Source organism: Bradyrhizobium sp. 63_E2_N1_3 (assembly GCF_052076005.1).
GTDB lineage: Bacteria > Pseudomonadota > Alphaproteobacteria > Rhizobiales > Xanthobacteraceae > Bradyrhizobium > Bradyrhizobium barranii.
The window spans coordinates 6,326,323-6,348,908 of sequence record NZ_CP197235.1; the positions used below are offsets into that span (position 1 = coordinate 6,326,323).

At 65.8% G+C, this 22,586-nt stretch carries 21 protein-coding genes; 12 read left to right on the forward strand and 9 right to left on the reverse strand.

Features of this window, described 5'->3' with window-relative positions:
• Window positions 1–26: 26 nt before the first annotated feature.
• A complete protein-coding gene (locus tag AB7531_RS30340; RefSeq protein ID WP_063984385.1) occupies window positions 27–1,562 on the forward strand; it encodes a glucosamine inositolphosphorylceramide transferase family protein in 1,536 nt (511 codons plus the stop codon).
• Between the two features lie 79 nt (window positions 1,563–1,641).
• Here AB7531_RS30340 and AB7531_RS30345 read toward each other — a convergent pair whose 3' ends face one another.
• The 5 genes from AB7531_RS30345 to AB7531_RS30365 form a co-directional block, all read right to left on the reverse strand.
• The gene (locus AB7531_RS30345; RefSeq protein ID WP_063984386.1) at window positions 1,642–2,589 is read right to left on the reverse strand and encodes an ABC transporter substrate-binding protein; all 948 of its coding nucleotides are present in this window, start codon (window positions 2,587–2,589) and stop codon (window positions 1,642–1,644) included.
• A 102-nt stretch (window positions 2,590–2,691) separates the two neighbouring features.
• Window positions 2,692–3,705, reverse strand: a complete 1,014-nt coding sequence (locus tag AB7531_RS30350) for an ABC transporter permease subunit (protein WP_371498212.1) — start codon at window positions 3,703–3,705, stop codon at window positions 2,692–2,694.
• 13 nt (window positions 3,706–3,718) lie between these two features.
• Entirely contained in the window at window positions 3,719–5,242 is a 1,524-nt protein-coding gene (locus tag AB7531_RS30355) for a sugar ABC transporter ATP-binding protein (protein WP_063984388.1), read from the reverse strand.
• Between the two features lie 130 nt (window positions 5,243–5,372).
• Entirely contained in the window at window positions 5,373–6,818 is a 1,446-nt protein-coding gene (xylB, locus tag AB7531_RS30360; protein WP_063984389.1) for a xylulokinase, read from the reverse strand.
• Window positions 6,819–6,831: 13 nt separating this feature from the next.
• Window positions 6,832–7,755, reverse strand: coding sequence for a LysR family transcriptional regulator (locus AB7531_RS30365; protein WP_028147172.1), 924 nt, complete (start codon window positions 7,753–7,755; stop codon window positions 6,832–6,834).
• A 108-nt stretch (window positions 7,756–7,863) separates the two neighbouring features.
• Here AB7531_RS30365 and AB7531_RS30370 point away from each other — a divergent pair, with 108 nt between their 5' ends.
• From AB7531_RS30370 to AB7531_RS30420, 11 genes are all read left to right on the forward strand, one after another.
• Entirely contained in the window at window positions 7,864–8,187 is a 324-nt protein-coding gene (locus AB7531_RS30370; protein WP_441280212.1) for a Dabb family protein, read from the forward strand.
• Window positions 8,184–9,263 carry a maleylacetate reductase gene (locus tag AB7531_RS30375; protein WP_441280213.1) on the forward strand — a complete coding sequence of 360 codons (1,080 nt, stop codon included), beginning with the start codon at window positions 8,184–8,186 and terminating at the stop codon, window positions 9,261–9,263. The genes AB7531_RS30370 and AB7531_RS30375 overlap by 4 nt, the downstream gene beginning before the upstream one ends.
• A 4-nt stretch (window positions 9,264–9,267) precedes the next feature.
• Entirely contained in the window at window positions 9,268–10,641 is a 1,374-nt protein-coding gene (locus AB7531_RS30380; protein WP_063984392.1) for an amidohydrolase family protein, read from the forward strand.
• A 21-nt stretch (window positions 10,642–10,662) separates the two neighbouring features.
• Window positions 10,663–11,565: an NAD(P)-dependent oxidoreductase gene (locus AB7531_RS30385; protein WP_063984393.1), complete on the forward strand. Its 903-nt coding sequence runs from the start codon at window positions 10,663–10,665 to the stop codon at window positions 11,563–11,565.
• Between the two features lie 14 nt (window positions 11,566–11,579).
• Entirely contained in the window at window positions 11,580–12,464 is an 885-nt protein-coding gene (locus AB7531_RS30390) for an intradiol ring-cleavage dioxygenase (RefSeq protein WP_063984394.1), read from the forward strand.
• A 58-nt stretch (window positions 12,465–12,522) separates the two neighbouring features.
• The gene (locus AB7531_RS30395; RefSeq protein WP_063984395.1) at window positions 12,523–13,917 is read left to right on the forward strand and encodes an FAD-linked oxidase C-terminal domain-containing protein; all 1,395 of its coding nucleotides are present in this window, start codon (window positions 12,523–12,525) and stop codon (window positions 13,915–13,917) included.
• On the forward strand, window positions 13,914–15,440 hold the full coding sequence (locus tag AB7531_RS30400; protein ID WP_063984396.1) for a sugar ABC transporter ATP-binding protein: 1,527 nt from the start codon (window positions 13,914–13,916) through the stop codon (window positions 15,438–15,440). Before AB7531_RS30395 ends, AB7531_RS30400 begins: the two co-directional genes overlap by 4 nt.
• Window positions 15,433–16,383: an ABC transporter permease gene (locus tag AB7531_RS30405; protein ID WP_063984397.1), complete on the forward strand. Its 951-nt coding sequence runs from the start codon at window positions 15,433–15,435 to the stop codon at window positions 16,381–16,383. Before AB7531_RS30400 ends, AB7531_RS30405 begins: the two co-directional genes overlap by 8 nt.
• On the forward strand, window positions 16,380–17,357 hold the full coding sequence (locus AB7531_RS30410) for an ABC transporter permease (protein ID WP_014496503.1): 978 nt from the start codon (window positions 16,380–16,382) through the stop codon (window positions 17,355–17,357). Before AB7531_RS30405 ends, AB7531_RS30410 begins: the two co-directional genes overlap by 4 nt.
• Window positions 17,358–17,399: 42 nt before the next feature.
• Window positions 17,400–18,374, forward strand: a complete 975-nt coding sequence (locus tag AB7531_RS30415; RefSeq protein WP_063984398.1) for a sugar ABC transporter substrate-binding protein — start codon at window positions 17,400–17,402, stop codon at window positions 18,372–18,374.
• 75 nt (window positions 18,375–18,449) lie between these two features.
• Window positions 18,450–18,737, forward strand: a complete 288-nt coding sequence (locus AB7531_RS30420) for a YciI family protein (RefSeq protein ID WP_063984399.1) — start codon at window positions 18,450–18,452, stop codon at window positions 18,735–18,737.
• 4 nt (window positions 18,738–18,741) lie between these two features.
• Here the strand turns inward: AB7531_RS30420 and AB7531_RS30425 are convergent, their stop codons facing one another.
• Genes AB7531_RS30425 through AB7531_RS30440 form a run of 4 tightly spaced genes read right to left on the reverse strand, consistent with a single transcriptional unit; the run spans window position 18,742 to window position 22,586 of the window.
• Window positions 18,742–19,719: an ABC transporter ATP-binding protein gene (locus AB7531_RS30425; protein WP_063984400.1), complete on the reverse strand. Its 978-nt coding sequence runs from the start codon at window positions 19,717–19,719 to the stop codon at window positions 18,742–18,744.
• On the reverse strand, window positions 19,716–20,705 hold the full coding sequence (locus tag AB7531_RS30430; protein WP_063984401.1) for an ABC transporter ATP-binding protein: 990 nt from the start codon (window positions 20,703–20,705) through the stop codon (window positions 19,716–19,718). Before AB7531_RS30430 ends, AB7531_RS30425 begins: the two co-directional genes overlap by 4 nt.
• Before the next feature lie 19 nt (window positions 20,706–20,724).
• Entirely contained in the window at window positions 20,725–21,648 is a 924-nt protein-coding gene (locus tag AB7531_RS30435; protein ID WP_063984402.1) for an ABC transporter permease, read from the reverse strand.
• Complete coding sequence (locus AB7531_RS30440; protein ID WP_063984403.1) at window positions 21,645–22,586, reverse strand: ABC transporter permease; 942 nt, start codon at window positions 22,584–22,586, stop codon at window positions 21,645–21,647. Before AB7531_RS30440 ends, AB7531_RS30435 begins: the two co-directional genes overlap by 4 nt.

The following is a 22,586-nucleotide window of genomic DNA, read 5'->3' on the forward strand; positions in this document are numbered from 1 at the left end:
GATGCGTTGGAATAGGTTGGCTCGACATGATCATCGAGTTTCGCTGCGAACGTGACCATGCGCGGCGGTGGATGCACCGCCAGACGCTGTCGATCGACGGCCGGGACGTTCCGGTTCAAATCGCGTTGACTGCAACGGCGGAGCCACGGCCCACGGGGCTCGACGCCCTGTTCGAGCTCGAGCGCGTGGTGCTGCGTAAAGGCAGGCACAGCGGCGCCGACGGGCTGAAGATCGATCCGGAACAGACGCAGGCCCGCACCGGCACGGCCGATGTGATCGTCGATTTCACGAGCGCCGCGCGCGATCCGGACTGTGCGGCCCGGCTGTATCTCCGCCCGTTGTTCAACGGAACTGCAGGTGAAAACGCGGCACTCGCGGCGATTCTCGCCGGCGACCTGCCCGTCATCGAGATCGTCAACGAGGTTGACGGTGCGGTGCTCGATCGCGGCCATCCCTCCGCAGAGATCGCGGCCGGTTTGAGCGGTGGGCTCGAAACGGTCATGGCGCGAACCCTGACCATGGTGGCGGCCATCCTGTCGGGACGGCCGCGTATCGTGCCTCAGCTGGCACGCCAGGCCCGAGCCGGCAGCGGCCGGCCGCCGGCGGCCTATGTCGTGCGCGGCCTCGCCGTGTCGATCGCCAAGGAGATCTACCGCCTCTGCTGCTATGCCCCGCATTGGCATGTCGGATGGCGCTTCAATGATGGCGCGGGTGTCTGGCAGACGGGAGATCTCTCCGGGCCTGGCTGGAACGTCCTCGCCGATCCCGGAAATCATTTCTACGCCGATCCCTTCCCGATCACATGGCAGGGACGAACATTCGTCTACTTCGAAGATCTCGATCATCGGGTTGGAAAAGGCATCATTTCGGCAGTCGAGTTCGGCGACGCCGGCCCGGTCGGCGAGGTCGTACCCGTGCTGGAGGAGCCCTGGCACCTGTCCTATCCGTTCCTGATCGAGGACAATGGCGAGTTGTGGATGATCCCGGAGAGCTCGCTCCAGGGGGACGTCGCGCTCTACAGATGCATTCGGTTTCCGGACAAATGGGAGCGACACGCTACGCTGCTCTCGGGCCTCGAACTGGCCGATGTGACCATCACGCAGCACAACGGTCTGAACTACCTGTTCGGAGCCTGGCGAGACGGAACCGGCGGCTATTCGGATTCGCTTGCGATCTATCACGCCGAGCACCTGCTCGGCCCCTGGTTGCCCCATGCCAGCAACCCGGTCCTGATCGATCGCGCAAGTACGCGACCCGCGGGGAATTTCGTCACCATCGATGGCAAATTGTGGCGGCCGGTGCAGGATTGCGCCGACGGATATGGCGCCGCACTCGGCCTCGCGGAAGTGGTCGAACTGTCTCCGACGACGTTCAAGCAGGTCGTCCGCCACTCCCTCAGACCCGGACCGGCATGGCCCGGCAGAAAGCTGCACACGCTGAACCGCTGTGGCCGGCTCGAGGTGATCGACGGATCGCGTGTTCAACCCAAGACCCGGGCCTTCGCAAGCAAATTTCCATCGCTCGTCTTGTCCCCGCGAACCAGTCCCCACACCGCCTGTTAGCGCGTGGCACGACGGACGGCGTGGATCACAACGCCGCCCGTCATCTCGCGTTTCGACCGCTCCCGCGGGAGGCGGCGTCCTACTGAGAACGATCCGAGGTCCAGCCCTTGTAGTCGGCGACGTTGTCCCGGGTCACGAGCTTCGAGGGCAGGAGTTCGACGGTCGAGGCCGGCTTCTGGCCATTGAGAATGCCGACGCCCACCTGCACCGCGCGCCGCGCCATGAAGAACGGGTCCTGCGAAGCGGAAGCCTGGACCTGCGGCGCCGCCGGATCCTTCAGTGCCGCCTCGATGTCGGGCGCGCCATCGACCGCGGTGATGACGATGCCGCTGCGGCTTTGCTGGCGCGCCGCGAGATCGGTGCCGATCGCCTGCGGATCGTTGATGGCGAAGATGGCGTCGATCTTGGAAAAGCGCGTCAGATAGCCCTGCGCGATGGTGAGACCGCCTTCACGCGAGCCTTTGCCGTCCTGGTCGCTGGACAACACCTTGATCCCGGGATTCTTCGAGAGAACGTTCTTGCAGCCGACGACGCGGTCGATCACGGCCGAGACCTGCGGCCCGTTCTCGATGATGACGTCGCCCTTGCCCCCCAGCTTGTCGACGATGTACTGGCATGAGATCTCGCCGGCCTGCACGTTGTTCGTGGTTATGGTGGCGTCGGCGCCTTCGGCCGCGGTGTCGACCGCGACGACCACGATGCCCGCCGCCTGCGCCTTCTTGATCGCCGGCCCGATCGCCTTGGGATCGCCGGGGTTCAACAGGATCAGGTCGACGCCGGCGGCAATGAAATTGTCGATCTGGGTGACCTGCTTGCCGAGGTCGTATTCGAAGCCGACCGTCGTGATCTTCACATTGGGGTTGGTCTTCCTGGCCTCGAACTCGGCGCCCTTCGACAGCGCGACGAAGAACGGATTACCCATCGAACCCAGCGAGACGCCGATCGACTTGAGTTCCTTGGCGAAGGATGGCGCGGTGCTTAGGGCAAGCGCCATCGCGGCGCCGGCGAGCGTGATCGTCTTCAACATTGGCTTCCTCCCTGGTCTGTATTCTTATCCGGCACGGCAGACCAGTTGCCGCAACGGAACCTCGCATCACACCATGTGCACTCAGGTGCGCGCCGAACCCTTTCAGGTTCTGGCGGAGCCCTGCAGCCGGTAGCGGTCCAGCGCCACGGCGCCGATGATCACCAGGCCCTTGATCACATATTGCCAGATGTCCGAGACGCCGACGAGGATCAGGCCGTTCGACAGGACGGCGATGATCAGCGCGCCGATCAGCGTGCCCCAGATCGAGCCGATGCCGCCGACGAACGAGGTGCCGCCCAGGATCACGGCGGTGATCGCATCGAGCTCGTAGGACTGACCGAGCTGGAGACCGTTGGCCGCATAGAGCCGCGCCGCCTGCATGGCGCCGCCGAGCCCGGCGAAGAGTCCCGAGATGCCGTAGACGAAGATCAGCACGGCCCAGACCTTGATGCCGGCAAGCCGCGCCGCGCTTTCATTGCCGCCCACCGCATAGATGTGCACGCCGAGGACGGTCCGGCGCAGCACCAGCCACGAGACGAGGATGACGAGCAAGGCGATCACCGAGAGCCACGGGATCGACGCGACGCCGGGAATGAGAGTCAACGAGCCGTTGCCGATGAAGGCATACGGAATGGAAGGATTGAAGACGGTGGTGTCGGCCCCGAGCAGTCGCGCCAGGCCGCGTACGGCGGTGAGAGAGCCGAGCGTGACGATGAAAGGCGGCAGGCGGAGGAGTGCAATGAGCGCGCCGTTGATGACGCCGAAGCCGAGGCCGGTGAGCAGCGCGGCCGGCAGCCACAGCATCCCGAGCTCCGGCAGCTTGGAGAGCGTCAACCCGGCCATCGCGGACGCCGCCAGGATCGAGCCGACCGAGAGGTCGATGCCGCCGGTGAGGATGACGAAGGTCATGCCTGCGGCGAGCACGGTGTTCACTGCGGCCTGCTGCAACACGATGCCGAGATTTTGCCCGGTGAAGAAGCGGCCCTCCGACAGAAAATGGAAGCCGCCGCACAAGATGAGCAGCACCGGCAGCATGCCGGCGGCGCGGATCAGAAGCCTTACGCGCTGACGCTTCGTCTCCTGCGCGGCCGCGAGGCCCGCGGCGGCGGTGTCCATCTTTGGAGAGCCGTCATGCATCGAGTTGCTCCATCCCCGTGGCGAGCGCCATGATGTCTTCCTGGTTCAGGGGCGACGTCGCGCCACGCTCGATTTCACCGGCGATATGCCCCGCCCGCATGACGACGACGCGGTCGCAGATGCCGATGATCTCGGGCAGATCGGACGAGATGACGAGGATCGCGGTGCCGGATTTGGCAAGATTGTCGATGATCGAATAGATCTCGGACTTGGCGCCGACATCCACGCCGCGCGTCGGCTCATCGAGGATCAGGACCTTTGGCGTGGTCGCAAGCAGGCGCGACAGCAGCACCTTCTGCTGGTTGCCGCCGGACAGCGCGCCGACGGTGACGTTGATATCGGCGGCGCGAATGCCGAGCGCGGCGAACGCCCTGTTGGCGCGATCACGGCCCTTGTCGCGGTCGAGGATGTAACCGATCCGGGCATCCCGGCCGAGCACCGCGAGGTTGATGTTGTCCAGGCATGACATGTCCAGGAACAGGCCGAGCGCCTTGCGGTCCTCGGTCAGATAGGCGACGCCGATGTCGAGCGCCTCACCCGGCGTGCGGATGTCGACCGGGCGTCCCTCCAGCTCGACACGGCCGGAGGTCCTGGGCGCCGCACCAATGATGAGATGCGCAAGCTCGGTGCGACCCGCGCCGATCAGGCCGGCGAGGCCGACCACCTCGCCCGCATGCACGGTCAGCGAGCACCCCTTGACGCGCCGGCCATCGGCCATGTCGATCGCCGCGAGCACGGGATGCCCCCGCCCCGCCTCCGGATCATGATCCTTCTTGTAGAACGAGGAGACGTCGCGCCCGACCATCAGCCGAACGATGGTGTCGGCGCGGATGTCCTGCTTGTCGAGCGCCCCGACCAGCCGGCCGTCGCGCAGCACAGTGACGCGGTCGCCGAGCGCGTAGACCTCGTCCATGCGATGCGAGATGTAGATGATGGCAAGCCCCTCGGCGCGAAGCTGGCGGATCAGCGCGAACAGCCGCGCGCTCTCGCCGGCCGACAGCGCGGTGGTCGGCTCATCCATGATCAGGATTTTTGACCTGACGTGCAGCGCACGCGCGATCTCGACCAGTTGCCGCTGGCCCATGGAGAGGTGCGCCACCAGCGTCGACGGCAGGAAGTCCGCGCCCAGCCGTTTCAGGATGGGGCCGACGCCCTCGCGCATGGCGCCGCGTGCCAGCAAGCCTGCTCGCGACAGCTCCCGGCCGAGATAGATATTCTCGGCGACACTGAGATTGGGAGCCAACGACAGCTCCTGGTAGATGATGGAGATGCCCGCCGCGCGGCCGCCGAGCGGACCTTCGATCCGTACCGGGCTTCCTTCGATCCGGATATCGCCGCCGGGATCGGGCCTGTAGGCGCCGGACAAGATCTTCATCAGCGTCGACTTTCCGGCGCCGTTCTCACCCATCAGGGCATGAATTTCGCCGGCATAGACGGTGAGATCGACGGAACGCAGCGCCTTGATGCCAAAGAAGGATTTTGAGACCCCACGCATCTCGAGGATCGGATCGTTCATCGTGCCTCCCGACGCACAATGCGTTTCCTACCCGCGTCTCAATGATTTTGTCAGCGCGGTTCACGCATTAAACAAAAGGCCGCGGCACAGAGCAATACCGAACACACGGGAATGCAACGTCGAGGCGATGCTAGTGGCGCGGCCGATACAGTGCACGCCACGCGGGAAGCCGCTCGGCATAGGCATCGACCAGTCTTGCGTCGGGTTCGAACGTCTCGATGCGCCGCGGCCGTGTGCATACGGCGGCGATCGCCTCACCGGTGACAGCAAGCCGCCCCAATCTCGCCGCACCGAACGCCGCGCCGGTCTCGCCTCCGGCAAAACGATGGACCGGAACATTCAGCACGTTTGCCAGCACCGAGAGCCAGAACCCGGACCGTGAACCACCGCCAATGGCGTCGGCTTCCGTCATCGCAATGCCGGCGTCCGCGAGCGCGTCGCGGCAATCGGCAAGCGCGAAGGCAACACCCTCGAGCACCGCCTGCACGATCGACCCGCGATCGGTGCCGTGGCTCAAACCATCCAGCATGCCGCGCACGGCGGGGTCGTCGTGCGGTGTCCGCTCACCCGCCAGATACGGCAGGAAGCTCACGGGCGACGGCGCCTGCGGGCGCGATCCAAGCGGCGCCAGCAACTCGGCCTCGGTGGCGCCGAACAGGCGCGCGATCCAGGCCAGGCAGGAGGCGGCCGAGAGGATCGCGCCGGCCTGAATCCACATGTCGGGGATGGCGTGGCAGAACGTGTGCACCGCGCGGTCCGGGTTGGCGGCGATTCTGCTGGTCGGTGCCAACAAGGCACCCGAGGTTCCCAGCGACACGAACGCGGTTCCCGGCCGGATCGCGCCGATGCCGACGGCGCCTGCCGGATTGTCGCCGGCACCGCCCGCGATCACCGGCTGTCCGGTCATGCCCCAGCGCCGTGCCAGCTCGCCGCGCAGCGTGGTCGCTGGCGCGCATCCCTCGACCAGTCGCGGCATGTGATCGCGCGACAGGCCGGTCGCTGCCAGTGCTGCGTCCGACCAGTCCCGGCGCGCGGCGTCGAGCCACAGTGATCCCGATGCATCCGAGACGTCCTCGATGGCCTCGCCGCTCAGCACCAGGCGCAGATAGGCCTTTGGCAGCAGCACGAGTTTTGTCGCCGCAAAGATGTCAGGCTCATGCGTCGCGATCCAGAGCAGCTTCGGCGCGGTGAATCCCGGCATCGCCTTGTTGCCCGAGATCGCGCGCAAGGCGGGCCAGCGTCGTTCCAGGACACGACACTCGGCGGCGGAGCGTCCGTCGTTCCAGAGGATGCAGGGCCGCAACGGTCTCGAGCTCGCGTCGAGCAGCGTGGCGCCATGCATCTGGCCTGACAGTCCGATGCCTTCGACAGCCGCCAGCTCGCCGGCATGCGTCGCCTTCAAGGCATCGAGCGTGGCGAAGGTTGCATCGATCCACTGCGCGGGGTCCTGCTCGAAATAGCCTGATAGCGGCGAGGCGGTCGTCAACGGCCGGCTCTCGCTTGCAATCACGCGCTGGGCACCGTCGACGAGAACGGTCTTGACCGCCGAGGTGCCGAGATCGATGCCGAGATACATGGCTGCTACCCGCTCACTTGGTCGCGTCCATCCAGATGCCCGGCTCCGAATGCTCGCGGATGTGGGTGACGAGGAAGTCGGAAAAGGCCCTGATCTTGGCGGGCAGCCCGGCGCGATTCTGGTATGCGATGTTCATGGTGAGCAGTGGCAGCTCCCAATCCACCAGGACCGGGACGAGACGGCCCGCCGCGATGTCGCTCTGGACGATGTAGAGCGGCTGGATGAGGATGCCGAGCCCTGCCAGCGCCGCGCCGCGAATGACCTGGCCGTCATTGCTGTCGAGCGTCGGCGTGATGCGGACGGTCTGCGCGCCATGGCTTTTGCGCAGGCGCAGCGAATAGGGATCGTTCGCGAGATTGTAGACCAGCATGTTGTGGCGCGCGAGATCGGCGGGCTGCTCCGGCTCGCCGGCGCTTGCGAGATAGGAAGGCGCGGCGGCAAGCACGCGCCGCATCTGGCCGATGCGGCGGACGATGATGTTCGAATCCGGCTCCTGCTCGCGCGTCCGGATCGCCACGTCGATGCCGGCCTCGATGAAATCGGGATAGCGGTTGGCGGTCGTGATCTGCATGTTGAGCTTCGGATAGCGCGCGCGGAAGGCCGGCAACATCGGCGCCAGATAGATCACCGCAAAGGACAGCGAGCTCGTGACCCGCAGCGTACCCTGCGGCGACAGCGCGCGATCGCTGACGATGTCCTCGGCCTCCGCCAGCTCGCTCAGCACCCGGCTGGAGCGCTCCAGCAGCTCCTGCCCCGCCTCCGTCAACCACAGCCTGCGTGTGTTGCGCTCGATCAGCCTGACCGCGAGGCGCTCCTCGAGCGCGCTGAGATGGCGGCTCGCCGCCGCATTCGACATGCGCAAGGCCTCGGCGGCCTTTGACAGGCTGCCAAGCTCGGCCGTCTTGGAGAACACCTCCAACTGCAGCAGACGATCCATTTTTCCACTTTTAGAAAAAGAGACTTACAAATATTGACCTTTATTTCCGTATCCCGCAAGTCAAAATGGCCAGAACACAAGCAAGATAGCAGGCGAGGAAACAGGGAAATGTCGGGCCCGATCAGGCACATCGTGATGTGGCGGCTGCGCGGGGAGACGCCCGCGGAGCGCTCCGCGGCCCGTTCCAAGGTCAAGACCCTGTTCGAGGGACTGCGGGGCCGGATTGAGGGCCTCACCCATATCGAGGTCGGCGTTGACGTCAGTGAGGTCGATTACGCCTGCGACGTCGTTCTCTTCTCCGAATTCGCCGACCATGCCGCACTCGCCGCCTATGCCACCCATCCGGAACATTTGCGCGTCCGCGAGGCGCTGGGCGACTTGCGGATCGGGCGCTTCCAGGTCGATTATCCCATCAAAGAGACCGGCGCATGATCGGTTCGTTCACCTTTGAAAATCTGCCCTGCCGCGTCGTGTTCGGCAGCGGAACGCTGGCCTCGGCCAAAGCCGAGGTCGAGCGGCTCGGCGGCAAGCGCGCGCTGGTGCTGACGACGCCGCAGCAGGAGGCGCAAGGCAAGAGCTTGGGGGCCGCACTCGGTTCGCTTTTTGCCGGCATCTTTCCCGGCGCGACCATGCATACGCCGGTCGAGGTCACGGAGCGCGCGCTCGCGGCGATGAAGGCATGCGAGGCCGATTGCGTCGTCTCGCTCGGCGGCGGATCGACCACCGGCCTTGGCAAGGCGCTGGCCTTGCGCACCGGCGTCAACCAGCTCTGCATTCCCACCACCTATGCCGGCTCGGAGATGACGCCGATCGTCGGCCAGACCGAGAACGGCCTGAAGACCACGGTGCGCGACGCAGCCGTGCTGCCGGGGACCGTGATCTACGATGTCGACCTCACCCTGACGCTGCCGGCGAGCCTCGCCGCAACATCCGGCATCAACGCGATCGCACATGCCGTGGAGGCGCTCTATGCGCGCGACACCAATCCCGTGACATCGCTGATGGCGGAAGAAGGCATCCGCGCGATCGCGCGCGCCCTCCCCGCCATTGCGGCCAAAAGCGATGACCGCGAGGCTCGCACCGAAGCACTCTACGGCGCCTGGCTCTGCGGCGTCTGCCTCGGCACGGTCGGCATGGCGCTGCATCACAAGCTCTGCCACACGCTCGGCGGCACCTTCGATCTGCCGCACGCAGAGACCCACACCATCGTGCTGCCGCATGCGCTGGCCTACAACGCACCGGCGGTGCCCGATGCCATGGCGCGGATATCGCGCGCGATCGGCGCGGCCGACGCGTCCCTGGGGCTCTACGACCTCGCGAAGCGGCTGGGTGCGAAGCTGGCATTGCGCGACATCGGCATGCCCGAAAGCGGCATCGACAAGGCCGCCGATCTCGCCGTCACCAACGCCTACTGGAACCCGCGCCCGCTCGAGCGCAACGCCATCCGCGAGCTGATCGCCCGCGCCTGGGCCGGCGAGCCGCCTGTTACCATCAAAGCGGCGGCCTGAAGCGATGCGGCGCACGCTGATCAAATCAGCTGTCATCATCAGCATGGATGACGCGATTGGCGACCTCAACACCGGCGATGTGCTGGTCGAGGGCAGCCGCATCGTCGACGTGCGCCCATCGATCGACCTCGGCAGCGCTGCAGCCGAGACCGAGATCGTGGACGGCAACGGCCGGATCGTCATCCCCGGCCTGATCAACGCGCACATGCACACCTGGCAAACCGCGTTGCGCGGCTATGCCGCGAACTGGACGCTGCTGGAATATTTCCGCCGCATGCATGCCGGGCTCGCGACCGTATTCCGGCCCGACGACATCTACATTGCGACCCTCGTCGGTGCGCTGAACCAGATCAATTGCGGCACCACCACGCTGGTCGATTGGTGCCACAACAATCCAACGCCTGATCATACCGATGCCGCCGTGCGCGGCCTGATCGAGAGCGGCATCCGCGCCGCCTTCTTCCATGGCTCGCCGAAGCCCGAGCCGAAACCGGGCGAGCCGCATTTCTCCGAGATCCCGCATCCGCGCCGCGAGGTCGAGCGGCTGCTGGCGGGTCCCCTCGCCGACCGCGACGGCCTCGTCACGCTCGGGCTTGCCATTCTCGGCCCGCATTATTCGACGCTCGATGTCGCCATGCACGACTTCCGCCTGGCGCGCGAGCTCAACCTGATCGCATCCATGCATCAAGGCGGCGGTCCGGCCAAGACGCCCGGCGGCTGGGAGAAGCTGGTCGAGGCCGGCCTCGTCGGCGCCGGCATCAACATCGTCCATGGCAACGATCTGCCCGACGATCTCCTCGACAAGATGGTCGACCTCGGCGTGTCCTTCTCGGTGACGCCGGAGAACGAGATGATCCAGGGCCACGGCTTCCCGATCACCGGACGGCTGCTCAAGCGCGGCGTGCGCCCGACCATCGGGATCGACCTGGAATCCGTGCTGGCCGGCGATCTCTTCTCCGTCGCCCGCGTCGCGCTGTCGATGCAGCGGGCGCTGGACAATGCGGAGTCGCGTCAAGTGAGCGGCACCATTCCGGCGACCACCACGATCCCCGTCCGCGAGGCGCTGCGCTGGATCACGACCGAAGGCGCCCGCATGCTCGGCCGCGAAGGCCAGATCGGCTCGCTGACGCCGGGCAAGCTCGCTGACCTCGTCATCATCAACGCATCCGATCTCAACCTTGTCCCGGTGCACGATCCCGTCGCGACCGTCGTGATGCAGACGAGCCTCGCCAATATCGAGGCTGTGATGATCGGCGGCGCCTGGAAGAAGCGGGATGGCCGGCTTTTGGTTGACGGGTTGGACGCGAAGAAAGAATTGCTGGCCCAATCCGGCCGGCGGCTGGTGCAGGACATCGAACGACAGGGACGCGCCGCCTGAAGGCGCCAATGGATGAGATCAATGACCGACGCTTCAAGGAATGTCGCTTTCATCGGGATCGGCAAGATGGGCCTGCCGATGTCGGCGCTCGTCGCCAAGGCCGGCTACGCCGTGACCGCATTCGATCAGAGCGCAGCCCGGATCAACGAGGCGCGTGCACAAGGCATCTCGATTGCCGCTTCGCCGGCCGAGGCCGTGAGCGGCAAGGCCGCGATCATCACGTCCCTGCCCGATGACGCAGCCTTGCGCGGCGCGCTGCTCGGCCCCGCTGGTCTGATCGCCGCGATGGCGGCTGGATCTGTTCTGATCGAGACCAGCACCGTGAGCGTCGAGGCCTCAACTGAAGTTGCGACCGCCGCACAGGCGCGCGGCATTGCCTATCTGCGTTCGCCGGTTTCCGGCAATGCCAGCATCGTTCATACGGGTGCGCTGACCTGCTTCGTCTCCGGGCCGAAGGATGCCTTCGACAACGCCAAGCCTCTGTTCGCCGCCTTCACCCGCGCCCAGACCTATCTCGGGCCGGCCGAGGAAGCCCGCTACGCAAAGCTCTCGGTCAATCTGATGATCGCAGTCTCGGCGGCAATGATGGCCGAGAGCCTGGCCCTGGCGCGCAAGGGCGGCATCGCCTGGCAGGACATTTTGAAGGTGCTCGACGATAGCGCGGCGGCCTCGCCGATGGTGAAGTACAAGACCGCGCCGCTGCGGACGCGCGATTTCGAGTCCACCTTCTCCTGCAAGCAGATGGCCAAGGATCTCGATCTCATCCTCGGCGCCGGCCACGCCGTGGGCGTGCCGCTGCAGCTCGCGGCGCAGGTGCGCGAGACCTATGGCTCGCTGATCGCGCAGGGCGACGGCGACACCGACTTCATCGCGACCGTCAAGCACCTGGAACGTCTGTCCGGGCTTGGCGAACCCAAACTCTGATCGCGGAGACACCTATGCGCAACTTCAACGAGACTACGATCACGGACGCGGTGCTGGAGCGGATCAAGGACGCAACCGATCCACGCATCAAGGAGGTCAGCGAAGCGCTGGTGCACCACCTCCACGCCTTCGTCCGCGAGGTCCGGCCGACCCAGAAGGAATGGGAATACGGCATAGATTTCCTGACCCGCACCGGGCACATGTGCGACGACAAGCGCCAGGAGTTCATCCTGCTGTCCGACACGCTCGGCGTCTCCATGCTGGTCGACGCGATCAACCATCCCGTGCCGGAAGGCGCGACCGAGACGACGGTGCTCGGCCCGTTCTTCGTCCAGGCCGCGCCGGAGAAGGACAGCGGCGCCGATATCTCCGGCCCGATGGAAGGCGATCCGATGCTGGTCACAGGCTCGGTCTCGACCGTCGACGGACAACCGCTTGCGGGCGCCATCGTGGATGTCTGGCATTCCGACGATGACGGCTATTACGACGTGCAGCAGCTCGACGACATCGGCGATCTCGCGATGCGCGCGCGCTTCCATACCGACGCCAATGGCCGTTTCCATTTCTGGTCGATCAAGCCGGCGGCGTATCCGATCCCGCATGACGGCCCTGTCGGCGAGATGCTGGAGGTGCAGGGCCGCCATCCCTGGCGTCCGGCGCATGTGCATTTCATGATCTCGGCGCCCGGTTTCGAGCAGCTCGTAACCCATGTGTTCGTCGCCGGTGACAAATATCTCGACTCTGACGTGGTGTTCGGCGTCAAGGACAGCCTGATCCGCGAATTCACTGGCCACCCTGCCGGCCGTGCGCCGGATGGTCGCATGGTGGAGCGCGACTATTTCCACCTCAATTACGATTTCGGCCTGAAGCAGGTCGCGAGCAACGCGCGAGCCGCCTAGGCTTGAGCGACGGCGGACCAACAAGAGTCCGGCAACAGGGAGCAGACGGGAGCTGAGGATGGGACCGCGGGTCAGCACGAGCATATTGGCCGATCGCCTCACCGGCATGATCGGCCCGCGCGCGAGCGTCGCGCGCGGCGTGCTCGATCAGCACGGGCAGAGCGAATCGCATTATCGCAATTTGCCGCCGGACATCGTCGTCTTCCCTGAAACCACGCAGGAAGTCGCGGAGATCGTCAAGCTGTGCGCTAGCGCGGGCATGCCGATGGTCCCGTTCGGCGCCGGCACCTCGCTCGAAGGCAACGCGGCCGCGGTCGCCGGCGGCGTCTGCTTCGACTTCGCCCGGATGAACAAGGTGCTGACCGTGCACGACAGCGACATGGATGTCGTGGTGCAGCCCGGCATCACGCGCAAACAGCTCAATGCGGAGCTGCGCGGCACCGGACTTTTCTTTCCGATCGACCCCGGCGCCGACGCCTCGATCGGCGGCATGACCTCCACACGCGCGTCCGGCACCATGGCGGTGCGCTACGGCACCATGAAGGACAATGTCATGGCGCTCGAGGTGGTGCTGGCCGACGGGCGCGTGATCCGCACCGCAAGGCGCGCACGCAAATCGGCCGCCGGTTATGACCTGACGCGGATGTTCGTCGGCGCCGAAGGCACGCTTGGCGTCATCACCGAAGTCACATTGAAGGTGCACCCGGTGCCGCAGGCGATCTCGGCCGCTGTCTGCAGCTTCGACACCCTGCACGATGCCGTCGACACCGCGATCTCCGTGATCCAGTCCGCGATCCCCGTGGCACGCATCGAGCTGCTCGACGACGTCATGATGCGCGGCATCAACGCCTACGCGAAGCTCGGCTATCGCGAGGCCCCCACCTTGTTCTTCGAATTCCACGGCTCCGAGACCTCCGTTGCCGAGCAGGCCGAAGCCGCGCAGGCGATCGCCGCCGACCATGGCGGCCATGGTTTTGCCTGGGCCAAAGCGCAGGAAGACCGCAGCCGGCTCTGGCACGCCCGCGACAACACGCTTTATGCGGGCCTGGGCTTGCGGCCCGGCGCGCGCGCCGTGATCACCGATGTCTGCGTGCCGATCTCGCGGCTGGCGGAATGCCTGACCGAAACCAGGCGCGACGCGGACGAGCACGGTTTCACCGCCCCGATCGTCGGCCATGTTGGCGACGGCAATTTCCATATGCTGATCCTGATCGACCCGGCAAAGCCGGACGAGGCCGAAGGCGCCAAGGCGCTTCAGGCCCGCATGGTCGCCCGCGCGATCGCGATGGACGGCACCTGCACCGGCGAGCACGGCATCGGGCTCGGCAAGATCGATTATCTCGCCGATGAACTCGGCGAGGCCGTCGATGTGATGCGGTCGATCAAGACCGCGCTCGATCCTGATGGACTGATGAATCCCGGAAAGATCTTCGCGAGCGGAGTGCACGCATGAGCAGCGCCGCATTGGCTATCGAGCCCGCCTCACCCGCGCCTCTGCTGGAGCTGCGCGGCATCAGCAAGGAGTTTCCCGGCGTCAAGGCGCTGGATGATGTTTCCTTTGCCGTCTTCCCCGGCGAAGTCCATATGCTGTTGGGGGAGAACGGCGCCGGCAAGTCGAGCCTGATGAAGGTACTGTGCGGCGCCTACCGCGCCGATGCCGGCGAGTTCTACTACAAGGGCGACAAGGTCGCGATCTCCTCGACCGCGGATGCGCAGAGGCTCGGCATTGCCGTGATCTTCCAGGAATTCTCGCTGGTCCCCCATCTCGATATCGCCCAGAACATCTTCCTCGGCCGCGAGCCGAAGGGCCGCATTCCCGGCACCATCGACCGCCGCAAGATCCTGGCCGACGCCAGGCGCGTGCTCGGCACGATCGGGTTCGAGATCGATCCCTCCACCACCGTCGACAAGTTAGGGGTGGCGCAGCAGCAGATGGTCGAGATCGCGAAAGCGATCAGCCAGAACGCGCGCATCCTGGTCATGGACGAGCCGACGGCGGCGCTGTCCGACCGCGAGACCGAGCTGCTGTTCGCGCTTATCGCGCGGCTGAAGGCCGACGGCGTCTCCATCGTCTACATCTCCCACCGCATGGCCGAGGTGTTCGCGCTCGGAGACCGCATCACGGTGCTGCGCGACGGCCGCCGCATCGACGGCGTTCGCCCCGCAGACGTCACGCCGGACCAGCTCGTCCGCATGATGGTCGGCCGCAACGTGGACATGACCTATCCGCGCAACTTTGCCGACAAGCCCGGCGAGCTGCTGCTCGAGGTCAAGGGCTTGAGCTCGTCGACCGGCATCTCCGATATCAACATCGAGGTACGCCGGGGCGAGATCGTCGGCCTGTGCGGCCTGGTCGGTTCCGGCCGCAGCGAGGTCGCCCGCGCCATCTTCGGCGCCGATGCCGTGACGTCAGGCGAGATTATTTTCGACGGCAAGGCCATCTCCGGCGAGCCTGACCTTGCCGCCCGCCGCGGCATCGCGCTGATCCCGGAGAGCCGCAAGAGCGAGGGCCTCGCGCTGCTGCGGTCGGTGAGCGACAATCTGGTGGTGTCGGCGCTGCGAAAGCTGTTCCCGAGCGGCCTGTTCGACCAGCGTAGCGCCCAGCGGACGTCCGACGGCTTGATCCGGCAGCTGCGCATCGCAACCCCGAGCGCGCGCCAGATTGTCGGCCTGCTCTCGGGCGGCAACCAGCAGAAGGTCGTGATCGGCAAGTGGCTGGCGGCCGGCTCGAAGCTCTTCATCTTCGACGAGCCGACGCGCGGCATCGACATCGGCGCCAAGTCCGAGATCTTTGCGCTGATCGACCGGCTGGTCGCCGAAGGCGCGGCGGCCTTGATGATCTCGTCCGAGCAGGTCGAGATCTGCCATGTCTGCGACCGCGCCTATGTGATGCGCGAGGGCCGCATCGCCGGACACCTGACCCGCAGCGAACTGACCGAGGAGAACATCGTGCGACTGGGGATGCATCATGCGTGAAGCCGCGGTCGTCTCTCAACCCAATCCGCTGCAACGCATTCCCGGCGTTGCCATCGTCTTGGTGCTGCTGATCGCCCTGTTCAGCGCGATCGCGCCCGGCTTCCTGTCGGTCGCCAACCTCTCCAACGTGCTGGTGCAGTCGACCATCCTGACCATGCTGGCGCTGCCGATGACCTTGATCATCATGACCGAGGGGCTGGACCTATCGATGGGCGCGGTGCTGACGCTGACCTCGCTCTGCGTCGCCATCGTGTCGCTCGCGACCAAGTCGATGCTGCTGGGCCTCGGCGCCGGGCTTCTCGTCGGCGCAGCCTTCGGCTTCGCCAACGGCTGGCTGGTCGCCATCGTCGGCATTCCGCCCTTCGTCGCGACGCTGGGCACGCTCGGCATGGCGCAGGGCCTGTCGCTGATCGTCAGCGACGGCCAGAGCGTGGTCGGCATCCCCCACAGCGTGCGCGACATCTATTCGGCGACGCTTCTGGGCGTGCCCGTGCCGATCGTGATGGCGCTGGTGACCTATGCGGCCTTCCACGGACTGCTCTACCACACCCGCTTCGGCACCTACATCTTCGCACTCGGCGGCAACCGCGAGGCGCTGCGCTATGCCGGCCTCTCGCCGAACAAGCTGCTGATCGCGGTCTACGCGATCGGCGGCGCCATGGCCGGCATTGCCGGCCTGCTGATGACCGCGCGCATGAATTCCGGCCACCCGACCGCGGGCCTCGGCCTGGAATTCGACGCCATCGCCGCGGTCGCGGTCGGCGGTACCTCGTTCGAGCGCGGCAATGGCTGGCTGCTCGGCACGTTGCTCGGCGTGATCGCGGTCGGCGTGCTTCGCAATGGGCTCAACCTGATCTCGATGCCCTCCTCGGTGCAGGTCGCAAGCGTCGGCGTCCTCGTCATCGTCGCTCTCTTCCTCGACGGCCTCCGGAGCCGCGCATGACCGACATCTCCAAAGAGGCCCTCTCGCCGCCCCGCTCGTTCCTGTCGCAGGACGCGATCCAGGTGTTCTATCGCCTGCTCGCAGCGCTGCTGATCTGCGCGGTGCTCGCCGTGCTCAGCGACTCCTTCCTGAGCCTCGGCAACATCCTCAACGTGCTGAGACAAGCGAGCCTGACCTTCTTCATCGCCTCCGGCCTGACGCTGGTGGTGCTCACCGCCGGCCTCGATCTCTCCGTCGGCGCCAATGTCGCGCTGTCGGCCTGCATCGCCGGCACCGTGATCCACAAGACCGGCTCGCCGGCGCTCGGCATCCTCACCGGGCTCGCCTGCGGCGGCATCGTTGGCCTGCTCAACGGCATCATGGTCACCGCGCTCCGCATCCCCTCCTTCATCGCCACCTACGGCATGCTCTGGGTGCTGAACGGCCTCACCTACTGGTACATGGCGGGCGAAACCCTTCACGGCTTCCCGGCAGGCTTCCGCCAGATCGGCAGCGGCTATCTGTTCGGCCTGCCGATCCCGGTCTATCTGCTGCTGGTGTTCCTCGGGATCGGAACGCTGTTTGCGCAGCGCACGATCTGGGGCCAGGAGATCTATGCGATCGGCGCCAATCCGGTCGCCGCCCGCCTCTCCGGCATTCCGGTCGCGCGGCGCCTGCTGCTGGTCTACGCGGTATCAGGCACCATGGCGGGACTGGCCTCGATCATCTTCCTGTCGCGGCTCAATTCGGCCGAAGCCGACATCGGCGAAAGCCTGACGCTGCCCGCGATCGCAGCCGTGCTGATCGGCGGCACCTCGCTGTTCGGCGGTGTCGGCACCGTGTTCGGCACCTTCATCGGCGCGCTGATCCTGACGCTAGTGCTGAACGGCATGAACCTGTTGTCGGTCAGCGCCAACTGGCAGCCGCTCGTCACCGGCATCATCGTCATTCTCGCGGTCTGGCTCGACATGAAGACCCGCCGCCGCGCGCAATGAGCTCTTAGAAATCCAACAAGCAAAATGAGGGATGGAGGCTACATGAAACAGAAAATGGGTTATTTGGCGCTGCCGCTGCTGATGGCGGCCGCGTTCACGACACAGGCGCGCGCCGACGGCGAGACCATCGCCGTGTTCACCAAGAACCAGACCAATCCGTTCTTCCAGACGGTGCGGGTCGGTGCCGACAACATGGCGAAAGCGCTGAATGCGAAGACGCTGCAGTACATCCCGACCAAGCCGGACTCGATCCCCGAGCAGCTCAGCCAGATCGAGGACGTCGTGGTGAAGAAGCCGAGCGCGATCGTCTTCACGCCGGTCGACTACAAGGCGATGGTGCCGGGCGTCGAGAAGATCAACGAGGCGAAAATCCCCGTCGTCAACATCACCGACCGCTCCGCCGGCGGCAAGTTCCTCTCCTTCGTCGGCGCCGACGATTACAGCCTCGGACTGGAAACCGCGCGTTTCCTGCTCAAGACTTTGGGCGGCAAGGGCAACATCGTCATCATCGAGGGCGTCAAGGGCTCGCTGACCAATGTCGATCGCGTCCGCGGCTTCAACGACGCGCTGAAGGAGAATTCGGGCGCCAAGCTGCTGGCCTCGCAGCCCGGCAACTACCAGCGGCTGCAGGCGCTCCAGGTCATGGAAAACCTGATGCAGTCGAACGCGCAGATCGACGGCGTGCTGGCGGCCAACGACGCCATGGCGGTCGGCGCGATCGAGGCGCTCGACGGCGCCAACCGCAAGGCCCAGGTGATCGGCATCAACGGCACCAAGGAGGCGATCGACGCGATCAAGTCCGGCAAGCTGCTCGCCAGCGGCGACTACAACGGATTTGCGCAAGGGTGTCTCGGCGCCATGATGGCGATCCGCAGCTTGCGCAACCAGCCTGTCATTTCCGAGATCGTGCTGAAGCCGACCGTCATCACCAAGGACAATTACCAGCCGTTCGACGTGCCGCTGGAGCAACGGACCTGCCCGACCTTCGAGGACGCCGGCAAGCTCGGCGCCAAGTAGCCCAACCGATCATCACAAGCATGGACGGCCGCCTCCGCGGCCGTCCAAGAACACCGACACGTCAACGGAGACATCATGCTGTTCGCCATTCACGCCCTCGACCGCGCCAGCGCGCTGCCGACCCGGCTCGCCAATTACGACGCCCACAAGGCCTTCCTGAGCGACACATCGCGCTTCGGCGTCAAGATCGTGATGTCTGGGCCGCTGGTCTCCGACGACGGCGCGAGCATGATCGGCAGCCTGTTCCTGATCGAGGCGCCCGGCCGCGCCGAGGTCGAAGCCTTCAACCGCGCCGATCCGTTTGCGGCAGCCGGCATCTGGGAGAAAGTCACCATCACGGGCTTCCTGCGCCGCCAGGGCTGAAGGCCTACGGCGCCTCTTCGAGGTGACAGGCCACCCATTGCTCGGGTCCGGTCGAACGCAGCATCGGCTCCTCCGTCCGGCAACGGTCGAAGACGTATGGGCAACGGGTGTGGAAGCGGCACCCGCTCGGCGGGTTGATCGGGCTCGGCACGTCCCCCTTGAGGATGATGGGATTGCGCTGGGCGCCGGGCTCGGGCAGCGGCACCGCGGAGAGCAGCGCCTTGGTATAGGGATGCCTTGGCGCGGCAAAGATCTCGCGGCGCGGCGCCACCTCGACGATCTTGCCGAGATACATCACCGCGACGCGGTGAGTCATGTGCTCGACGATGGCGAGGTCATGGCTGATGAACAGCAGCGCCAGGCCGAACTCGCGCTGGAGATCCTGCAAGAGATTGACGATCTGCGCCTTGACCGAGACGTCGAGCGCGGAGACCGCCTCGTCGCAGACGATCAGCTCGGGCTCGGCTGCGAGCGCCCGCGCAATGCCGATGCGCTGACGCTGGCCGCCGGAGAATTCGTGCGGCCGGCGGTTGAGCGCCTCGCGCGGCAGCCGCACGGTATCCATCAGCGCCGTCACGCGGGTTTCGAGATCGGTGGCGGATTTGGCGAGGCCGAAATTTCGGATCGGCTCGGCCAGGATGTCGCGCACGCGCATGCGCGGATTGAGGCTCGAGAACGGATCCTGGAACACCACCTGCACGCGGCGGCGCATCTGGCGCATCGTGCTCGGATGTGCGTCGTCGATGCGCTGGCCGTCGAGGATCACCTGGCCCGCCGTGATGTCGAACAGCCGCAGGATGGCACGGCCGACCGTGGACTTGCCGCAGCCGGACTCGCCGACCAGCGACAGCGTCTCGCCCTTCGCGATTTCGAACGAGACACCGTCGACGGCATAGACATATTCGGACTTGCGGCCGAACAGGCCCTTTTTGACCGGAAAATGCTTCTTGAGGTCGTTGACCTGGAGCAGCGGAGGACTCATGCCGCGATGGCCCCCTTGGCGGAATAGTGGCAGGCGGCGACGTGGCGAGGCGCCTTCTCTTCGAGCCCAGGCGCATATTGGCGGCAGAGATCGGTCGCGAGCGCGCAGCGGCCGGCGAAGACGCAGCCGATGATAGGCTTGCGCAGATCAGGCACCTGCCCCGGGATTTCGGCGAGACGCCGCGCGGTGCCTGTTAGTGACGAGCCGAGCCGCGGCACGGCGCCGAGCAGGCCCTGCGTATAGGGATGACGCGGCGAGCGGAACAGCTCGGCCACCGGCGCCTCCTCGACCTTGCGGCCGGCATACATGACCATGACGCGTTCGGCGATCTCGGCGACGACACCGAGGTCGTGAGTGATCAGGATGATCGCCGCGCCGACCCGGCGCTTGAGATCGAGCATCAATTTCAGGATCTGCGCCTGGATCGTCACGTCGAGCGCGGTGGTCGGCTCGTCGGCGATCAGGAGCTTTGGATTGCAGGCCAGCGCAATCGCGATCATCACGCGCTGGCGCATGCCGCCGGAAAGCTGGTGCGGGTATTCGCGCACGCGCCGCTTCGGCTCGGGAATGCCGACCAGCGTCAGCATCTCGATCGCATGCGCCTCGGCCGCCTGCTTGTCCAGGCCCTGATGGATCATCAGCGTCTCGCGGATCTGGCGGCCGACCGTCAGAACCGGGTTGAGGCTCGTCATCGGCTCCTGAAAGATCATCGAGATATCGTTGCCGCGGATGGCGCGCATCTCGCGATCGGACAGTTGCAGCAGGTCCCTGCCCGCGAAGCGGACGGCGCCTGCGATCCTGCCCGGCGGCTCTGGAATGAGCCGCATCAGCGACATCGAGGTCACCGACTTGCCGCAGCCGGATTCGCCGACGATGGCGAGCGTCTCGCCTTCGTTGACATGAAAGGAGACGCCGTCGACCGCACGGTTGATGCCGCCGGGCGTGCGAAAGTGGGTCTGGAGGTTCTCGACTTCGAGCAAGGCCATCGCGATCAACCCCTCGACATCAGAGGCTCTTGGCCATGCGCGGATCGAGCGCATCGCGAAGGCCGTCGCCGAGCAGGTTCACGGCGAGGACGGTGACGGAGAGGAACGCCGCCGGGAAGAACACGATGTAGGGCTTGACCTGCCACAGCGCGCGGCCCTCGGCCATGATGTTGCCCCAGGACGGAATGGTCGGCGGCGTGCCCGCCCCGATGAAGGACAGGATCGCCTCGGTGATCATGGCGCTGGCGCAGATGTAAGTCGCCTGGACCAGCATCGGCGCCAGCGTATTGGGCAGGATGTGGCGCAGGATGATCATCGGCGTGCGCGTGCCGCAGGCGACCGCGGCGTCCACATAGGGCTGCTCGCGCAGCGACAGCACCACACTACGGACAAGACGGGAAACCCGCGGGATCTCGGCGATGGTGATGGCCAGGATGACGTTGCCGACACTGCCGCGCGTCAGCGCCATCAGCGCGATTGCGAGCAGAATTGGCGGGATCGACATCAAACCGTCCATGAAGCGCATCAAAATGCCGTCGGCCCAGCGGACGAAACCGGAGACCATGCCGATGGCGAGACCCGCCACGGAGGCGAAGATCGCAACTGACAGGCCGACCGTGAGCGAGACCCGCGCACCGAATAGCACGCGCGAATAGATGTCGCGGCCAAGCACATCGGTGCCGAACCAGTAGAGTGCCGACGGAGCCCGCGTGCGCTTGGCGGGCGCGAGCGCAGTCGGGTCGACTGTCCAGAGGTACGGCGCGAAGATCGCGATGAAGACGAGTGCCAGCAGCAGTGCGCCGCCGATCGCGACGGTCGGATGGCCGCGCAAGAATCCCAGGAAGCCGCGCCGGATCGTGACCGGCCGCAGGATTTCAGGCAGTTGCGGCGCGAGAACGAAGCCGGCCGGCAGCGCTTGCGGATTGACGGTCGTATCGGTCAATAGCGGATCCTCGGGTCAACGAGCGTATAGATGACGTCGATCATCAGATTGACGAGGACGTAGACGAAGCTGAAGAGAAGCACGATGCCCTGGATGACGGGATAGTCGCGGCGCAGGATCGCGTCGATCGTGAGTCGGCCGAGGCCGGGGATCGCGAACACGCTTTCCGTGACGACCGCCCCGCCGATCAGGAGCGCGATGCCGATCCCGATCACGGTCACGATCGGGACCGCGGCATTCTTCAGCGCGTGAACGAAGAGGATGCCGCCCTGCCCGAGGCCCTTGGCGCGCGCGGTGCGGATATAGTCCTGCTGCAAGACTTCAAGCATGGTGGCACGCGTGATGCGCGCGATCAGCGCGATGTAGACGCAGCCCAGCGCGATCGACGGCAGGATCAGGTTTTGCAGCCACGGCCAGAAGCCTTCCGTGAGCGGCGTATAGCCCTGCACCGGAAGCCATTCGAGCTCGAGTGCGAAGACATAGGCGAGGATATAGCCGACGACGAAGACGGGCAGCGAGAAGCCGAACACGGCGAATGCCATGATGACGCGGTCGATCAGGCTCCCCGCCTTCCACGCGGCCACGACGCCAAGCGGCACCGCGACCACGATGGTGAGTAGCAGCGTGACCATCATCAGCGACAGTGTCGGCCCGAGACGCTGTCCGATCATCGTCGAGACCGGAAGGTTGGTGAAGATCGAGGTGCCGAGATCGCCGTGCAGAATGCGCCAGACCCAGCTTCCGAACTGGATCAGGAAAGGACGGTCGAGACCCAGACTCTGGCGAATGCGCTCCACATCCTCCGGGCTCGCCTGGTCGCCCGCGATCACCACGGCGGGGTCACCCGGCGCGATGTAGAGCAGGCTGAACACGAACAGCGCGACGATTGCCATCACCGGCAAGGTCGAGACGATGCGACGGAGGATGTAAGAGAGCAT

What these genes read in the sequence shown, in the direction of transcription:
- AB7531_RS30340 (WP_063984385.1), top strand. Translation starts at nt 27, where the DNA reads ATGATCATCGAGTTTCGCTGCGAACGTGACCATGCGCGGCGGTGGATG.
- AB7531_RS30345 (WP_063984386.1), bottom strand. Translation starts at nt 2,589, where the DNA reads ATGTTGAAGACGATCACGCTCGCCGGCGCCGCGATGGCGCTTGCCCTA.
- AB7531_RS30350 (WP_371498212.1), bottom strand. Translation starts at nt 3,705, where the DNA reads ATGGACACCGCCGCCGCGGGCCTCGCGGCCGCGCAGGAGACGAAGCGT.
- AB7531_RS30355 (WP_063984388.1), bottom strand. Translation starts at nt 5,242, where the DNA reads ATGAACGATCCGATCCTCGAGATGCGTGGGGTCTCAAAATCCTTCTTT.
- xylB (WP_063984389.1), bottom strand. Translation starts at nt 6,818, where the DNA reads ATGTATCTCGGCATCGATCTCGGCACCTCGGCGGTCAAGACCGTTCTC.
- AB7531_RS30365 (WP_028147172.1), bottom strand. Translation starts at nt 7,755, where the DNA reads ATGGATCGTCTGCTGCAGTTGGAGGTGTTCTCCAAGACGGCCGAGCTT.
- AB7531_RS30370 (WP_441280212.1), top strand. Translation starts at nt 7,864, where the DNA reads ATGTCGGGCCCGATCAGGCACATCGTGATGTGGCGGCTGCGCGGGGAG.
- AB7531_RS30375 (WP_441280213.1), top strand. Translation starts at nt 8,184, where the DNA reads ATGATCGGTTCGTTCACCTTTGAAAATCTGCCCTGCCGCGTCGTGTTC.
- AB7531_RS30380 (WP_063984392.1), top strand. Translation starts at nt 9,268, where the DNA reads ATGCGGCGCACGCTGATCAAATCAGCTGTCATCATCAGCATGGATGAC.
- AB7531_RS30385 (WP_063984393.1), top strand. Translation starts at nt 10,663, where the DNA reads ATGACCGACGCTTCAAGGAATGTCGCTTTCATCGGGATCGGCAAGATG.
- AB7531_RS30390 (WP_063984394.1), top strand. Translation starts at nt 11,580, where the DNA reads ATGCGCAACTTCAACGAGACTACGATCACGGACGCGGTGCTGGAGCGG.
- AB7531_RS30395 (WP_063984395.1), top strand. Translation starts at nt 12,523, where the DNA reads ATGGGACCGCGGGTCAGCACGAGCATATTGGCCGATCGCCTCACCGGC.
- AB7531_RS30400 (WP_063984396.1), top strand. Translation starts at nt 13,914, where the DNA reads ATGAGCAGCGCCGCATTGGCTATCGAGCCCGCCTCACCCGCGCCTCTG.
- AB7531_RS30405 (WP_063984397.1), top strand. Translation starts at nt 15,433, where the DNA reads ATGCGTGAAGCCGCGGTCGTCTCTCAACCCAATCCGCTGCAACGCATT.
- AB7531_RS30410 (WP_014496503.1), top strand. Translation starts at nt 16,380, where the DNA reads ATGACCGACATCTCCAAAGAGGCCCTCTCGCCGCCCCGCTCGTTCCTG.
- AB7531_RS30415 (WP_063984398.1), top strand. Translation starts at nt 17,400, where the DNA reads ATGAAACAGAAAATGGGTTATTTGGCGCTGCCGCTGCTGATGGCGGCC.
- AB7531_RS30420 (WP_063984399.1), top strand. Translation starts at nt 18,450, where the DNA reads ATGCTGTTCGCCATTCACGCCCTCGACCGCGCCAGCGCGCTGCCGACC.
- AB7531_RS30425 (WP_063984400.1), bottom strand. Translation starts at nt 19,719, where the DNA reads ATGAGTCCTCCGCTGCTCCAGGTCAACGACCTCAAGAAGCATTTTCCG.
- AB7531_RS30430 (WP_063984401.1), bottom strand. Translation starts at nt 20,705, where the DNA reads ATGGCCTTGCTCGAAGTCGAGAACCTCCAGACCCACTTTCGCACGCCC.
- AB7531_RS30440 (WP_063984403.1), bottom strand. Translation starts at nt 22,586, where the DNA reads ATGCTCTCTTACATCCTCCGTCGCATCGTCTCGACCTTGCCGGTGATG.